Origin of the sequence: Nostoc sp. UHCC 0251, assembly GCF_034932245.1 — a bacterium.
Taxonomy (GTDB): Bacteria; Cyanobacteriota; Cyanobacteriia; order Cyanobacteriales; family Nostocaceae; genus Nostoc.
Map to the genome: position 1 here is coordinate 13,004 of NZ_JAYGHD010000043.1, position 15,772 is coordinate 28,775.

Consider the following 15,772-nt stretch of genomic DNA (forward strand, 5'->3'; position numbering starts at 1 on the left):
CTATTGCCTATTGCCTATTGCCTCTTCCTCCCTACTCCCCACTCCCTCCTTAACTATGACTTTACCCTTACCCAATCTCGACGATCGCAGCTATGCCAACTTACTAGAAGAGGCAATTTCTCAGATTCCGCTTGAATACCCAGAATGGACAGATCATAATCCTACAGATACGGGAATTATTCTGATTGAATTATTGGCATGGTTAACAGAAATGGTTCTCTACCGAGTTAATCAAATTCCTGATGAGAATTATGCTAGCTTTTTGAGTTTGCTGAAAGGAGAAGAATGGAATTTACCCATTAATATTTCTAGCCAGGAACGACAAAGCATTTTACAATCAGAAATTCAAAAGACTTTATTAGAAGTACGCAAAATTTATCGTGCCGTCACTCCAGAAGATTTTGAGAAATTGGTACTTATCGATTGGAATCAATCAGAAAATGCTGATAACTTAAAAATTGCCAGAGTTAAATGTTTAGCACAACGTAATTTAGAGTCAACATCTGATAATTTTGCTAAAGGACATATTAGTTTAGTAGTTGTTCCTGAAGATAGTGAAATAAATCAAGTAAATAAATATGAACTCTTATTTAAATTTCTTGATGATCGCAGACTTTTAACTACTCGCTTGCATATCTTAGAACCTGAGTATGTATCCATAGCTATAGAAGCAGAATTAGTGCTTCAAGATGGCGCACAAGCAGAAGTAGTTAAAAAACAGGCAGAAAAGGAAGTCAAGATGTTTTTTGAACCCCTGCGATCGCAAAAATATTGGCAGGGAAAAGGATGGCCTTTTGGTCGGAGTGTCTATCTATCAGAATTATATAAATTATTAGATGATTTGGAAGGAGTAGACTATGTTGAAAATCTGCAAATTAAAGATAAAAATAATAACTCTAAACCTGAAATAAATTTAGCAGATAATCAATTAGTTAAAATCAATCTCAAAGATAGCAAATTTACAATATTGGTAGAAGTTGGTAATGAACGTAAAAAAATCTGAATCAGTTAGTACCTATCATCAATATTTACCAGCAATTCTCCAAAAAGATGTTTTTATTGCTCAATTTTTGCTGTCATTTGAAAAAATCCTCAGTGGATTAAGTGAAACTCCAAGTAAAGAGCAAATTATTACAGCCAAGACTGAAGAGCCACCAGGGTTAGAAGAAATTATTGATAATATTCATGTTTATTTTAATCCTCAATATACTCCAAAGGACTTTTTACCTTGGTTATCGGGTTGGGTAGCCTTGAGTTTACGGGACGATTGGGAAGTAGAGGTAAAAAAAGTATTTATTAAACAAATTGTTCGCCTATACGGTTTACGGGGGACAAAAGCAGGATTAATCGAAATTTTGAGTATTTATTTAAAAAATTCAGGATTTGGAGAAAAAGTTGAGGTATTCGATCAATTTGATAATTTTCCTAATTATTTTCAAGTTCAGCTAACTCTCAAAGACCGCGATCCTGATAAGTATTGGCGACAGGCTAAAATTGCTAAAGCAATTATCGATAGAGAAAAGCCAGCACAGACATTTTATACCCTTAAAATTCTTGTGCCAACGATGCAGCTAACGAAGCGATCGCATGTTGCTTATACTTGCAAATTATTTGCTCCTCCAAAAAATCAAAAATTTGCCATAGAAGTCACAATTACTCCCAACAAAATTAATATTATTCCAATTAATCAATTAGCGAAACAGCTAGTTATCAAAATCCAAGGAAACTCGAAATTAATTACCCCTTATTCACCTGAAACAATTATAAAAAATCAATCTTTTTCAATTAAGCAGAATCTAAATTATCAGCATTTACAAGAAAACTTAGCAGGTTTTAATGTTACACTATCAAACCTAACTGATAAACATTTTGTTGGGAATTTAACTATCAAACTGTATTTTTCAATCAATGAAATTGAATATAACAATACGCTCCTAGTGCAACCTTTAAATTTATCACCAGTCCTCAAAATTTGTAGTGAAAATGGGAAAAAAGAAATGATTGCAGGAAATACAATTTTTAAACAAGATAGTCAACCACAACAATCGGGAATGAAGCTGACAGAATCTATATGGACTAAACCCTATAGCTTTTTTATGTTTGATCCACCTAAAATTCAAGAATTACAACCTGATAGAACGGCGATTATTGAAAAGTTGGAACTTGCCGCGATCGTTGAAATTACCCAACCTAATTTAATTACCCTAGATTTGCTCAATAAAATTACAGTTCGGCTGCAAGACAATTTATCTGAATATCATTTATTTACGCCAGAAACTATCCTTGAAGATAATAGAATTATAATTAAGCGCACCCTCTACTACCAACAATTTATGCAAACAATAGATCAGTTAACAGTGACAATCAAAAATCTCAACAATGTTGAGATAGTCGGCAAAGTGATTGTTCAAGTATCATTAAATATCAATCAGCAGTTATCTACTTATAAATTACGAGAAGAAGAGATTATTTTAGCACCTGTATCTATCAATGATATTTTACAAATTTGCCGTAAAAATGAGCAAGGAAAAATTGTTGAGGGTAATACTATTCTTGGCACTACTAGTCAAACATTGAGTTAATTTTAAGGAGATTAAATGGCTAAAACTAATGATTTTACTAACTTTGCAGCCGAGCGACCTAACTATTTTCCAGGACAATATCTCCTAGAAGATGACTTTGAACTTCAACATAAATATTTGAGCGATCGCCAACGCTACCATAATCAAAGCCTCCATATTTCAGGGATTATGGAAGGGCTGGAAGTTACAGTAATTCACGATGCAAAATCTGTTCAAATTAAATCTGGATCGGCTATCAATAGTAGCGGCGATTTAATTATTTTAAAAGAAAATATTACATTTTCAGACTTCAAAAATCTTACCGACGGTGTACTCTACATCCAATATGCTCAAGAAAAACAAGTTCAACAGCAAAAAGATGTACCAGATAGCTATACTCGTTGGATTGAAAAGCCTATTTTGGGATTTGCGACTACACTTCCTGAAAATAGCGTTTATCTGGCAAAACTGACAATAGTTCAAAATACTATTACTCTTGATGCTAACGTTCGGGAATATTCTGGTTTATCCTTACCAAATTCTAATAGTAAAGCTTTAACTCTTCGCTCTGGAGGAAATGCCACTCCAAACTTAGCAGTTTTGACAGGTAGCTTAAAAATTGATGGGGATTTAACAGTAGCTGGGACAATCTCAGGAACAATAGATACAAAAAATATTGCTTCCGGAATATTAAGCATTGACAGAATTCCTAATTTATCGGCTGACAAAATCACTTCTGGAATATTAAATGTTGACAGAATCCCTAATTTATCAGCAAATAAAATCACCTCTGGAACAATTGTTGGCGATTTAACTGTTAATGGTAATATTACAGGTAAAAATTTATCTCTTGCAGCAGACAGTAGTAAGCGTGGTGCATTATTTCTTGCTGCAATAGGAGACTATAACCACGTACTGTATAATAACCTGTCCAACATAGATAATGAAGGAGCGTGGGATGGAACCAAGTGGAATGTCTATAACGGATTAAATATCCGAGTAGGAAGTAATAACTCTAAAAGTACAGCTTTTTATATCAATAATACTGGGAATGTTGCCATTGGCATCAATAATCCAGGTGACTACAAATTAAATGTGCAAGGTAATCAGTTCCTTAAAGGTAGTCTAACTGTTCAGGAAGGTAAAATTAGTCTTGATGGCAGTCAACAAATTGTTTTTTCAGATACTGGAACTACAAACCAACTGAAATTACAATTTTGGAGTGGATACGGACTTGGTGTTAATGGTTCTACTTTATTCTATACAGCTAACGGTAATCATTCTTGGCGAGATAATCAAAATATTGAAAGAATGTTGTTAAGCACTGCCGTAGATGGTGGGTTAACAGTCAAAGGAACAGGAAATTCTTCTTTTGGTGGAAATTTAACTGTAACTGGTTCTTTATCAGTAGGTGTATCTGTTGGCAGTACAACGAATATTGACCTATCAGGACATGTTCAACTCAAGGAATATGGACAACAGAATATTGCTTTTCTTCAAGCACGAGACGACTCATCCAATCGAGATATTGGTTTGAGAATTAGAACGCAAATGAAAGGTAATACACAAAAAACCCTTGTAGAAGCAGTAACCATTACTCCTAGTGGAGAAATACAGGGAAAGATATGGTACTCTGACGAATATGTATGGAACAACGGTCAACCTGAAGTCAAGATGGGACATAGTAGCAAATGCGTAGCATTTCTGACTTATGTGCAAGGTAAATTTGCTGGTGGCGGCGAACAAGTTTTTACTTATATAAAAAGTGACGGATATTGGTATCTTGGTGGAAATCAGGGAAGTGCAGGTGCTGGTGTAGTCGCCAAAGCAAGATGTATTGGTTCTCCTAGTTAGTGCGATCGCCAAGCTTATAAAATATATTTGCAACTCAATATGACTCTATGGCTGACTTCATTCTCATCACTGGCGATAAAGCCATGTTTAACCCGACTTTTGGACAAGCCATTGTTACTGTGCGCCCAGGGGATCTAATTGGCACAGGCAAGGATAAAATTAACCAGAAATTAGTCTGTGTAGATGGCGATGAGAAAAAAGTTATCGTCCCTGGTTGTAGTTATATGACCCCTCAATATAGTATTCCTGGAGTGGGGATACTCTCCATTGAATCCCTTGCTGGCAACCAAAAAGCCAAAAAGACTAAATCTGGCGGTAAAGCAGTACTGCTCAAAGGTTCATCATTTAAAGCCAAATTTCAAGTAATGGTTCCCGCACAACAACCCTCTGCACCCAGTCCCATTCCCGATGCTACCCCCCAATATTCCGGTACTGGTACATTTATTTCTCTGAATCTAAAAGTTAAAGGGACATAACCCTATTTTGTTAGTTTGGGAGAACTCAATCGCTGAAAGCCTTTCGAGTCTTTACTTTCCACTTTTTGATTAGAAATTTTTGTTACTGTTACAAAATAAGGCAACAGTCAAGAAGCCTCTTTAAGCTATACTGAATTTTTTTAAGCAATCAAATATGATTCCCATAGCTTAATTTTTTTTTCGAGAGTGATAAAAAACAAATTATTGAATAATGAAAGAACAACTGGAAAAGCGCCTTGCTGAACTTAAAGCTGAATTAGTATCAGGACAAAAAGTCATGGCAGATTTAGAGGCGAAACAAGCAAATCTGCGCGATACCTTACTGCGAATTAGTGGAGCAATTCAAATTTTGGAAGAGATCACATCATCCACGGAGCAAGATGAAAATCAAAACAATAATTACGTGCAAGAACAGAAGTTTTGAATGTTAATATAAAACTTTACATAATTGCTTATACTAAGAAGCTATTTATAAATTAAAAACAAAATTACTGTAGGCAAGCCAGTGCGTTGGGTGGCTCTGCCGACTTGTATCTCTCCGGGGAAGCAAGCTACGCGCAGCGTCTGTGGCAGGAGAAGCAACTAGCGTTGTGTTTAGGCGCATATATTGCTACACCACTTCATTTAAAAATTTAGTTACCATGTCTTTGAAACCATGCTTTTAAGCGAGGAATTCCCTCCTTAACTTTGACGTGTTTATGAACTTGTAAATCATAAAGTACTGCGATTACATCAATTATTTAAATAGTTACTAATAGTTTAATAAGCAACTATAAAACAAAGTTTTAGCTTAATTTCTTATTGGACAATTCATCCATAAACAAAGCTTTCTTTCTTCAGAATTAAATGCTTTCTTACAGAATACAAAACCAGGATTTAATTTTATTTAAAAATCAATATCTTTTACACTAAATTCATGATTGTAATTAAAATGAATAAGCTACAACTAGCTTTATTTATAGTAGCACTTTTAAAAAAAGATAAATTAAATAAATTATACCTACCATTTGGAGGATTTTTAATTATAAATTAGATGTACATTTATATACAAGTAAATTGTTAACATTGATTAAAATTTGTTTTCTGTTTGTTTTACCTTGATTATATAGTTCTGACTTTTCACGGCATTTGAAAAAGGTTATTTTGAGGGTTTCTCAAGCCTTGATTTTTCATTCGCAGGTAAAAGTCACAGAAAGTTGTAATAAAATATAATTTATGGAACCTTCTGGAACTCTTGCTGGTTTAGATATTCTGGTAGTTGAAGATGATGATGATACACGCTTCTTCATCAGTACTGTATTGGAAATGGATGGAGCGAAAGTTATAGCAGTGATATCAGCAGATGCGGCACGCAAAGTATTATCCGAATTGCAACCCGATATTTTAATTTCTGATATCGGGTTGCCTGGGGAGGATGGCTACACTCTCATCCGCAAAATTCGTGCGCTCAAACCAAAGAACGGTGGACGAGTCCCAGCTATTGCTTTAACAGCCTTTGCTGATAGCGAGGATCGTATCCGTGCCTTAGAAGGTGGCTTTGACACTCATGTATCTAAACCTATTGATCCAGAAGAACTAGTTGAGATAGTGGCTAGTTTGGCTGGTTCTTGTAATTGGTAATTATGAAGTGCTATTGTTCAATTAATTCCTCACTTACCTTAAAAGTCAGACTACCTTGCTACTTGAGCACTGCATCGTAAGAGTGCCAGTTACAAACTTTTTGCTGAATCCCTAATATCTCGATGCCATCGCCCATCTTCACCTAGTCCAGGAATTTCATTGATTCCTAAGGTTTTTCTCAAAGCTAAATACGATTTACCTTCTTCTGTAATTTGAAAGTAGTTTTTTAAATCTCCTTCTCCCTCTTGTTGAACTTTTTCAATTCCTTTGCCTACAAAATTATTAATAAATCCCATAGCTCGGAGATGCTTCAGTTCCCTTGCCAAATCATCATCAAATTTAAAGTTAAATTCTTCTTGGGAATTAAGCTTAATTAGATGCCTAAGTTCATTGCCATCAATCAGATATCTAACTAGAAATTGCAATGTTGCTGATTGTTGTTCCTGAAGAGAGTCAATCCGCTTCTGTTGTATATTCAGGTCGGCGATTTGCTCATCTTGCAACTTATTGATATCATCCCAAACCTCTTGCTTGAGTCTCCTTAGCGCAATTCCCGTACCTGAAATTGAGATATCATCTATGCTATCTAGCAAACCTGAGTTAAACAGCAAAATCAAACTAAATATAATAATTTCCGTATTTCCGATTCTACGGTTTCCTTGAGGAGGTGGGGTAGGAGTAAGTACGATAAAGAGTAAATACAATAATCCTGTAATAGACGCTATCTTTAAAAACCACCAGTTCATATTTCGCTTAGGCTTTTCTTTGGGTAAGCTAGCGTTGGAGCCTGGTGGTGATAAGGGCTGTTCTGAACTGCGCTCAGATTGATTAAAAGCTAGTTTTTTGAGCGTTTCTAGCTCTTTATTAGCCATTTAGGTTCGCTGATGGGATAAGGGACAGAAGACACTGATTCTGGATGCTAGATAGGCAAGCGCTGCCTTTGTAGAAGATGATGCAGCGCTGTCTACTTAATAAAACAACTAACAACTTTAAACACCAGCAGGCTGCTCATTGAGCAATTCTTGTATCACTTCATCCACCGTTTTTTTTAGATAAACGGCTCGTTCATCTACTGCCCTTACCCAGTCAATAGGAAACCAGTGGTGTTGTCCATCAGGAGCATTATTCTTCGTCAATTTGATGTACTTGTCTCCCTCTACGGAGTCTATATTCCCAATATGTGTGTCAGATGCTCCTGATAAACCGCCCGGGCCTTCTGCATAAACTGGCAGAGGTTCTTTAATCTGTGATACGTCCATTTTGTACCTCTTGATTGAATTGGTAAAAAGTCAGACCTAAATCCTACTGAGTAGTTTTGTTTGTAAGAAGATAGGTTTTTATGCAATTACACTAGAGGATACGCTGCCTTCTTGATGATATGCTTCATTCTACAGACAGATGGTATTGTACCGAAATCAGTAATTTAATTTGGGTAAAAAGCTTTTAAGGGCTAATGCTTGAAGTGAAAATAAAAAATAGTATTTTCAATTTGATGCTGCTATTAGCCCGTTCTAAAAATGGTTACTTGTTAGAAATTTTGATTAATTATATTAAAAGGCGATCGCACTAAGCATAAAATCGGGAGTGGTGAATAGACCACTCCCCACTCTCTCTATGCTTCAATAACTACCCGAAGATTACCGCGTTTTTTGGCAACGCGGCAAGCAGTCGTAGTGCCAGAACGCTCGAATTCTAAATCGAGGATGGTGGGGCCGACTCGCAAATTATGAAACGACAGGCGATTAATCGATTCTGGCAAAGCGGGATCAATTATTCGCAAGCAATTATTTTGAGCATCAGGCACCAAGTTAACCATCATTTGCAGCAGTTGGAAGACGCTACCAGTAGCCCAAGCTTGGGGAGTACAGGCAACTGGATACTGCACAGGAGCGTTATCACCGTTCCGTTCGTAGCCACAGAAGAGTTCTGGAGGACGTTGATAAGGCTGCTGACTAGTCATATCGAATAAACCTTGGAAAAGTTCCAGGGCTTGATCGATCAGACCGAGCGATCGCAATCCCATTGCAATTAAGGCGTTATCATGGGGCCAAACCGAACCAATGTGATACCCCATCGGATTGTAAGCGGGTGATAAACTACTCAAAGTACGAATGCCCCAACCATTAAACATATCTGGTGCCCGCAACCGTTCTGCTACACTATAGGCTTTTTCGTGGGTGAAAAGACCCAAATGCAGACAATGGCCAGGATTTGAGGTAATACTATCTACTGGCTTGCCGTCACCATCCAAAGCCAGAGCGCAGAAATCCTGATCTTCCACCCAAAAATCTTGATTAAAACGAACCTTAAGATTTCTAGCCTCTTCTTGCCAACGATCTGCCAAATCAAGCCGTTTCTTCATCCTAGCTATTTCTGCTAATCGCATTTTTGCTGCATAGACATAAGCTTGCACTTCACAAAGGGCAATTGGGCCGTTGGCTAATTCTCCCTTGTGGTCTACGATACAGTCACCAGAATCTTTCCAACCTTGGTTAGCAAGACCGCGTTTAGATTTAAGCAAGTAGCTGAGGTAGCCGGTTTCTTTCATATTGCGATCAATCCACTTCATTGCTGCTAGAGCATTCGGCCAAAGTTGCTCTAAAAGTTCTTGATCGTGAGTCCAAGCATAATGTTCGGCATAGAGCATCAGCCATAGAGGAGTGGCATCAACTGTACCGTAGTAAGGCGTATGGGGAATTTCTTGACAACGAGCCATTTCTCCCAAACGTAACTCGTGTAAAATTTTACCCGGTTCTTCTTCGCGCCATTCGTTGTCGATTTTACCTTGGTATGTCGCAAGTAATATCAGGGTTTCTTTGGCGATTTGCGAGTTTAACATTAGGGTTTGAGAAGCTGTAATCAGCGAATCCCGCCCAAATAGTGTAGAAAACCACGGTACTCCAGCCGAAACTGTTTTATACTTCCCAAAAGACTGGCGCAACAAATACATATCTTGCTCGGCCCGCTCAATCACTAGATTGAAGGTACTCTTATCTGAGCTAATGCGGGTAATTTGTTGTATCCAGTGTTGCTCCTCCATCAACTCAGCGGCTTTCGCTTGTCCTAAGGTAATGGCTGCGCTTACGGTTGAACTGGACTGGTTGTTTTTCAACATGTTCACCCGGTAGCCCAGCTTTTGAGTTTCGTGAGAAGTCAACTCTAGCTTCCAAACCGCAGTGTAACCCTTGAAATAGTCTGGTTGGCGATGCTGGAATAGAAGACGGGATTCCATCACCGAGCCATCTAGACCTTGATAAGCGAGTGTTAAAGATTCTTCCTTAGAGGCATGTAGCTCTTTGGGTACAGGTGAAACGCCATCGCCGCCAGAAAATGTTCCTTCCTCAGCCGTCGGTTCCACTAGGCGTAAAAGCCGACCTCGTTTTTCTCTGTCATAACCCCGGACTTCAAATAAATCCACAAAGTCTGCATCAAAGCTGATACTTAGTTCAAAACTGACGGTTGTTGTGCTGTAGTTAGATACTTCTATTTCTTCAAATAGTGCCCCATTCAGCACCATTTCTCGACGAATTCCTACAGTGTCGGCTTTCAGGCGTTCGTCGATTCTGGGGTTAGTACACAAAACTGAGAGTGAAAACCCTTTTTCAGCAGTACTACTGAGGAGTACAGGCGATCGCCCTTCAATTTGCAACTCTAAGCGATTAAGAAATCTTGTATCACAACAAAACAATCCCATGCTCGGATTGCCATCGTTGAGGGAACAGCCGGAAATGTTCCCGATAGTATCTGTCACAAAAAATAAATCATCATCTTTAACCGTCAGTGTCGGTTGTGATCTTTCACTCACAACACCAGGCCACTCCGGGATAGGTAATTGTTCGGCAGGAATAAAAGTTTTTCCATCTAGGAAAATTTTTTCCGAGGTCATTAGCGTATCCGGTGTCATTAGCCAAAGTTCCGTGTACAGGTCTATATTTTTGTGGTCTTCCGAGGAGAGGTCGCTGACCTCATCACTTAAAAAGAAGATACTCTTTAAAAGCCGTTCGAGTCATTGTAACCAAACAAAATAATACTTACATACCTACTGATAAAATAGCAGCGCTTAAACCTGTATAAGCAGATATTTATAAACTTATATTTTACAACTCGAAGTCAAGGCTCAGAAGTGAGGATATTTAGATAATTTATTAATTATTAAAGTTTTTTAAGACACAAGGCACATAGAATATTCACCAAAAAAGCGAAATTCCCAGTTCTTGTTGGGCATAGAAGAGAACTTTTCTCTACTATTATACGATTTTGTCTTAAATATCTATGGTATTTAATTAGACTGATTTACGACAATTAATTTATTAAATTATGTGAATGTAGGAGTAATGGTTTTTATGTAAGAAAATTTTTTTAGTCGGCATAAATTAGTGTAGGCAAAGTAGGTAATGTCTACGACGGGCTATGCCAACGCGAGGGCTATCAATCAATGATCAGTGGTTATTAATGAATATAACAGTTTAAAGCATACAACAATTAGTGCTTTAGTACTTAGCACTGAAAGATTTTACCTGTACAAGCATCTATCAAAGTAGGTCGAGAATGTATATTGGGCGTAGTAGGTTGTTAATCAACAATTCAAGTTGTACACACTCCTTCTAATTGGTAACGAAGTGTTGCGCCTGCTTTGGCAGAAAGTGCTTAAGCGCGTTCTTTACATATTGCAACTCTCTATTTAACTTGAGAGTCCCTTGGAATTTGTACAATGCAGCTGTGACTTTTGATCTTGTCGAGGTTGAGCGTTTAACAATAATTCATGAGCATTTCGACTTCTGTGCTGAGTGATCTGCTAAAGTCCCTACCCTACTTGCGGCCCCAGCTATATTTTAAGGCTTCACTAACGGCGCTCTCCCATGCGATGGAAGATCAAGTTTTGGCTGCGACTTTAGCTCAACCCCTTGTAATTGCTAGTTTCCAGCGAGAGCGATTCTACCGCCAAGAAGCTCATCGCTACCTGCGACTTGCTTTACGGAGTAACCAGATATACGTATTATCTGCTCCAGAAACTGATTTCACCAACAGTTCTGAACACTACGAAAAGATAGCTTTTGAGCCAACGGATGGTTTAAGTCAAGAGTGGCATTTAATAGTGATTGCTGACAATTATGCTACTTGTCTGGTTTGCCGGGAAAGCCTTGGTTCTATTGCCAAAAACAAGCAACTACCGGAACTAAGCCCTAATCTGGATATAGACACAGCGCGGAGATTTGAGGGAATTTGGACATCAGAAAGGGGAGTTAGCCTCAAAGCAGCTGAATTGCTATTAGACAGGATTTTGGTTTACAGACCAGAACTGGCAACTAAAATTGAGCAGGCTCGTCGGAGGTTTGGCATAGGAGAGCCGCGAAGCTACTCTGGAGAAGAACAGATCAACGAATATGCTTGTGACATCGATACAGATCCCTTTGTGCAGCGCTTAGTAACTTACTTGCAAGCTAGTCAGTACAAATTGCACAAAGCTTACCGTTCAATTGCTGCCCAAGCACGAAAAGAGCGATTAGTCAACTCGATTAGCACTGCCATTCGGCGATCGCTTGATCCTCACGAAGTTCTTCAGGTGGCGGCACAAGAATTAGGACAACACCTAGAAGCCTGCCGCTGTCTAATTTACCGCGCTCAAGCCACAGATAGCCAAGCTATAATTGAACACGAGTTTTTGAATCCCGGTATTTTATCGGTTCTTGGGCAAACTTGGGAGTTAGAGAAAAATTCCCTATTTCAGGACATAGTGCAACAAGGCGAAGGTGTTTGTATTAGCGATACACTGAATGACCCCCGTGTTAACAATTCGCCAGCCCTCTCCTTAATCGCCAAAAAGTTTGCCATTCGTTCTTGGCTGATGGAACCAGTATTTTACCAGGGGCGATTATTGGGCATCGTGGAATTACACTATTGTCGAATGCCACCGCACGAGTGCCAACCTGGTGAATTGGATTTGGTAAAAGCGATCGCCACCCAAGTGGGAGCAGCTCTCATCCAAGCGGAAGCTTATGCCAACCTAGAAGAACTTAACCAGCAGCTAGAAGCCCTAGACCGCACCCGCAGCAACCTCATAGCCATCACCGGGCATGAACTGCGTACCCCCCTATCCACAATTCAAGTGTGCCTAGAAAGCCTCGCTAGTGAGCCGGATATGCCTTTGGAGTTGCAGCAAATTATGCTCAACACCGCTCTTTCTGATTCGGAACGGATGCGAAAATTGGTACAAGATTTCCTTACACTTTCCAACTTGGAAAGCGGTCGGGTGGAATGGCATCCAGAATCGCTTACTTTACAAGAGTGTATAGATTTATCACTCAGCCGCAATCGCACGCGTTCCTCAACGGAAAAGCCTCCCAAAATCAAGACTCAAATTGCCGAAAACCTACCTCTGGTTAGAGCTGACGGTGATTGGCTAGTAGAGGTACTGGCAAAACTCATGGATAATGCTTGTAAATTTACACCACCCGAAGGAGAAATCACCATTAAAGCGATTCACAACAGCCATCAAATGGTTGAGGTGACTGTGGCTGACACTGGACGCGGCATTGAACCGAATCGTTTAGAAGTAGTTTTTGACCGCTTCTATCAAGAAGAAGGAGCACTGCGCCGCACCACTGGCGGAACTGGACTTGGTTTAGCAATTTGCCGTCAAATTGTTAATGGCTGGGGTGGGGAAATTTGGGCAGAGTCAACTGGCAAAGATCAGGGTAGTCAGTTTCACTTCACAATCCCGATTGTTCAGAGTAGCAAAGAAGAAAAGCGGACAAAAGTTAAAAGTAGATAGGGATTGGGCATGGGGCATGGGGCATGGGGCATGGGGCATGGGAAAATGACCAATGACTAATGACTAAAAACTGTTACAGTCTATAACGCGATCGCAATATGATCGTGGTTGCAGTGTTAGGATTCCCTAAAAACGTTGAGAGAACAGACTTTATGGCAGAAACACTCTCTGGACAAACCCCGCTATTTGCTGGCAGCACCGGTGGCTTGCTCACAAAAGCACAAGTCGAAGAAAAGTACGCTATCACTTGGACTAGCCCGAAAGAGCAAGTTTTTGAATTGCCTACAGGTGGTGCTGCTACTATGCGGAAAGGTGAAAACCTGCTGTATATAGCTCGTAAAGAATATGGCATCTTTTTGGGCGGTCAGCAACTTCGGAAACTCAAAATTACAGACTACAAAATTTACCGGATTTTACCCAACGGAGAAACCACTTTAATTCACCCAGCTGATGGTACCTTCCCCGAAAAGGTAACTGAAGGTCGTGAGAAAGTCCGTTATGTAGACCGCCGTATCGGACAAAACCCCAGTCCCGCTAAAGTTAAGTTTAGCGGTGTTGCTACCTACGACGCTCCGTAACTAGCTATTAGTAGCTAATGAGTAATTAGTAATGGGTAATTGGTAAGAAAAATAATTACCCATTACCCATTACCAATTACCAATTACTTTTAAAAATAATGATGTTTCCGGATTTCTCCCAGTTTTCCACCCTAGCGCAACAAGGCAACTTCGTCCCCGTATATCAGGAATGGGTGGCAGACCTAGATACGCCCGTATCTGCTTGGTATAAAGTCTGTGCAGGTCAGCCCTATAGCTTTTTGTTGGAATCGATAGAAGGTGGGGAAAAACTGGGACGCTATAGTTTAGTTGGTTGCGATCCACTTTGGGTTTTGGAAGCAAGGGGCGATCGCACGACTCAGAAAAATCGTGACGGTTCGCAGGTCGTTTTTGCCGGCAACCCTTTTGCAGCTTTGGCCGAATGTTTAGCGCCTTATCACCCAGTCAAGCTACCACAGCTACCGCCAGGAATTGGCGGTTTATTTGGTTTTTGGGGCTATGAATTAATTCGCTGGATTGAACCGCGTGTGCCAATTCATCCACCAGATGAGCGAAATATCCCTGATGGATTGTGGATGCAGGTAGACCACCTATTGATTTTTGACCAAGTAAAGCGGAAAATTTGGGCGATCGCTTATGCTGATTTACGCGATCCGAAAGTAGATTTACACGCAGCCTATCAACAAGCGTGCGATCGCGTCACCCAAATGCTCGAAAAGCTGTCTTTGCCCTTATCCCCAGAAAAAACTAGGTTGGAATGGAAACCGCCAGGGAGCAGGGGAGCAAAGGAGGAGGGGAGCAGAGAGACAGACCAGTATAAGAGCAACTTTACCCGCCCTGATTTTTGTGCCAGCGTCCAAAAAGCTAAAGACTACATTAAAGCAGGCGATATTTTTCAAGTAGTTATTTCCCAGAGGCTATCAACACCATACACAGGCGACCCCTTTGCCCTTTATCGCTCCCTACGTCAGATAAATCCTTCGCCTTACATGGCTTACTTTAACTTCCAAGATTGGCAAATCATCGGTTCCAGTCCCGAAGTGATGGTAAAAGCCGAAACCGATGCAGATGGTGGAGTGATAGCAACGGTACGTCCCATTGCCGGGACGCGTCCACGGGGTAAAACTACCCAGGAAGATGCAGCCTTTGCAAAGGATTTACTCGAAGACCCCAAAGAAGTTGCCGAACATGTGATGCTTGTAGATTTAGGACGGAATGATTTGGGGCGTGTTTGTGAAAATGGTAGCGTCAAAGTTGATGAATTAATGGTAGTTGAGCGCTACTCCCATGTGATGCATATAGTTAGTAATGTTGTGGGAAAATTAGCACTCGGTAAAACAGCATGGGATTTATTGAAAGCTTGCTTCCCAGCAGGTACAGTAAGCGGCGCACCCAAGATTAGGGCAATGGAGATTATTCACGAGTTAGAGTCTAGTCGTCGGGGTGTTTATTCCGGTGTGTATGGATATTACGATTTTGAAGGGCAATTAAATACTGCGATCGCAATTCGCACAATGGTAGTACATGACAATACAGTGAGCGTACAAGCTGGTGCAGGTTTGGTAGCTGATTCTGAGCCAGAAAAAGAATACGAAGAAACGCTCAATAAAGCCAGAGGTCTATTAGAGGCGATTCGTTGTTTGCGTTGAACCGGAGATTTTGGGGACTAGTACCGCAAGGGGGAAGTCAAAAGTCACGCATAATTCAATACAGTTCAGAATAAGCAACAAAACCCTCATGTAGAGACGCGATGAATCGCGTCTTATATATACCAATTATCTACTCTTGCACCATTTGAAATGGTATCTTTATTTCCGTGCCCATTGTACTAGTACAATGGGCACGGCGGAAATTTCCCTACCTTTGACAATAGGATTTTGGGCGTTGCTGATTCCATGTATGAAAATGATTTTGCATAATACCAAAATCCTT

General features: G+C 39.9%; 12 protein-coding genes. 9 read left to right on the forward strand and 3 right to left on the reverse strand.

Annotated features, from left to right (window positions below; translation table 11 throughout):
- Positions 1 to 55 precede the first annotated feature (55 nt).
- The 6 genes from VB740_RS08085 to VB740_RS08110 all read left to right on the forward strand — a co-directional run bounded on the left by VB740_RS08085 (position 56) and on the right by VB740_RS08110 (position 6,511).
- The gene (locus tag VB740_RS08085) at positions 56 to 1,003 is read left to right on the forward strand and encodes a baseplate protein J (protein WP_323199527.1); all 948 of its coding nucleotides are present in this window, start codon (positions 56 to 58) and stop codon (positions 1,001 to 1,003) included.
- Complete coding sequence (locus VB740_RS08090) at positions 984 to 2,582, forward strand: phage tail protein (protein WP_323199528.1); 1,599 nt, start codon at positions 984 to 986, stop codon at positions 2,580 to 2,582. The genes VB740_RS08085 and VB740_RS08090 overlap by 20 nt, the downstream gene beginning before the upstream one ends.
- A 15-nt stretch (positions 2,583 to 2,597) precedes the next feature.
- Positions 2,598 to 4,415, forward strand: coding sequence for a hypothetical protein (locus VB740_RS08095; protein ID WP_323199529.1), 1,818 nt, complete (start codon positions 2,598 to 2,600; stop codon positions 4,413 to 4,415).
- 47 nt (positions 4,416 to 4,462) lie between these two features.
- Complete coding sequence (locus VB740_RS08100; protein WP_323199530.1) at positions 4,463 to 4,891, forward strand: hypothetical protein; 429 nt, start codon at positions 4,463 to 4,465, stop codon at positions 4,889 to 4,891.
- Positions 4,892 to 5,102: 211 nt separating this feature from the next.
- Complete coding sequence (locus VB740_RS08105) at positions 5,103 to 5,315, forward strand: hypothetical protein (RefSeq protein ID WP_323199531.1); 213 nt, start codon at positions 5,103 to 5,105, stop codon at positions 5,313 to 5,315.
- Between the two features lie 791 nt (positions 5,316 to 6,106).
- Positions 6,107 to 6,511: a response regulator gene (locus VB740_RS08110; RefSeq protein ID WP_323199532.1), complete on the forward strand. Its 405-nt coding sequence runs from the start codon at positions 6,107 to 6,109 to the stop codon at positions 6,509 to 6,511.
- A gap of 89 nt (positions 6,512 to 6,600) precedes the next feature.
- Here the strand turns inward: VB740_RS08110 and VB740_RS08115 are convergent, their stop codons facing one another.
- The 3 genes from VB740_RS08115 to VB740_RS08125 all read right to left on the reverse strand — a co-directional run bounded on the left by VB740_RS08115 (position 6,601) and on the right by VB740_RS08125 (position 10,415).
- Positions 6,601 to 7,383, reverse strand: a complete 783-nt coding sequence (locus VB740_RS08115) for a hypothetical protein (RefSeq protein ID WP_323199533.1) — start codon at positions 7,381 to 7,383, stop codon at positions 6,601 to 6,603.
- 117 nt (positions 7,384 to 7,500) lie between these two features.
- On the reverse strand, positions 7,501 to 7,770 hold the full coding sequence (locus VB740_RS08120) for a DUF2171 domain-containing protein (protein ID WP_323199534.1): 270 nt from the start codon (positions 7,768 to 7,770) through the stop codon (positions 7,501 to 7,503).
- Between the two features lie 353 nt (positions 7,771 to 8,123).
- Positions 8,124 to 10,415 (reverse strand): amylo-alpha-1,6-glucosidase, encoded by a 2,292-nt coding sequence (locus VB740_RS08125; RefSeq protein WP_323199535.1) that lies wholly within the window; start codon positions 10,413 to 10,415, stop codon positions 8,124 to 8,126.
- Positions 10,416 to 11,273: 858 nt separating this feature from the next.
- Here VB740_RS08125 and VB740_RS08130 point away from each other — a divergent pair.
- The 3 genes from VB740_RS08130 to trpE all read left to right on the forward strand — a co-directional run bounded on the left by VB740_RS08130 (position 11,274) and on the right by trpE (position 15,489).
- Positions 11,274 to 13,283 (forward strand): DICT sensory domain-containing protein, encoded by a 2,010-nt coding sequence (locus tag VB740_RS08130; RefSeq protein WP_323199536.1) that lies wholly within the window; start codon positions 11,274 to 11,276, stop codon positions 13,281 to 13,283.
- Positions 13,284 to 13,435: 152 nt separating this feature from the next.
- Entirely contained in the window at positions 13,436 to 13,861 is a 426-nt protein-coding gene (locus tag VB740_RS08135; RefSeq protein WP_323199537.1) for a photosystem I reaction center subunit II PsaD, read from the forward strand.
- Between the two features lie 98 nt (positions 13,862 to 13,959).
- Positions 13,960 to 15,489, forward strand: coding sequence for an anthranilate synthase component I (gene trpE / locus VB740_RS08140; protein ID WP_323199538.1), 1,530 nt, complete (start codon positions 13,960 to 13,962; stop codon positions 15,487 to 15,489).
- Positions 15,490 to 15,772 lie beyond the last annotated feature (283 nt).

What these genes read in the sequence shown, in the direction of transcription:
- VB740_RS08085 (WP_323199527.1), top strand. Translation starts at nt 56, where the DNA reads ATGACTTTACCCTTACCCAATCTCGACGATCGCAGCTATGCCAACTTA.
- VB740_RS08090 (WP_323199528.1), top strand. Translation starts at nt 984, where the DNA reads ATGAACGTAAAAAAATCTGAATCAGTTAGTACCTATCATCAATATTTA.
- VB740_RS08095 (WP_323199529.1), top strand. Translation starts at nt 2,598, where the DNA reads ATGGCTAAAACTAATGATTTTACTAACTTTGCAGCCGAGCGACCTAAC.
- VB740_RS08100 (WP_323199530.1), top strand. Translation starts at nt 4,463, where the DNA reads ATGGCTGACTTCATTCTCATCACTGGCGATAAAGCCATGTTTAACCCG.
- VB740_RS08105 (WP_323199531.1), top strand. Translation starts at nt 5,103, where the DNA reads ATGAAAGAACAACTGGAAAAGCGCCTTGCTGAACTTAAAGCTGAATTA.
- VB740_RS08110 (WP_323199532.1), top strand. Translation starts at nt 6,107, where the DNA reads ATGGAACCTTCTGGAACTCTTGCTGGTTTAGATATTCTGGTAGTTGAA.
- VB740_RS08115 (WP_323199533.1), bottom strand. Translation starts at nt 7,383, where the DNA reads ATGGCTAATAAAGAGCTAGAAACGCTCAAAAAACTAGCTTTTAATCAA.
- VB740_RS08120 (WP_323199534.1), bottom strand. Translation starts at nt 7,770, where the DNA reads ATGGACGTATCACAGATTAAAGAACCTCTGCCAGTTTATGCAGAAGGC.
- VB740_RS08125 (WP_323199535.1), bottom strand. Translation starts at nt 10,415, where the DNA reads ATGACACCGGATACGCTAATGACCTCGGAAAAAATTTTCCTAGATGGA.
- VB740_RS08130 (WP_323199536.1), top strand. Translation starts at nt 11,274, where the DNA reads ATGAGCATTTCGACTTCTGTGCTGAGTGATCTGCTAAAGTCCCTACCC.
- VB740_RS08135 (WP_323199537.1), top strand. Translation starts at nt 13,436, where the DNA reads ATGGCAGAAACACTCTCTGGACAAACCCCGCTATTTGCTGGCAGCACC.
- trpE (WP_323199538.1), top strand. Translation starts at nt 13,960, where the DNA reads ATGATGTTTCCGGATTTCTCCCAGTTTTCCACCCTAGCGCAACAAGGC.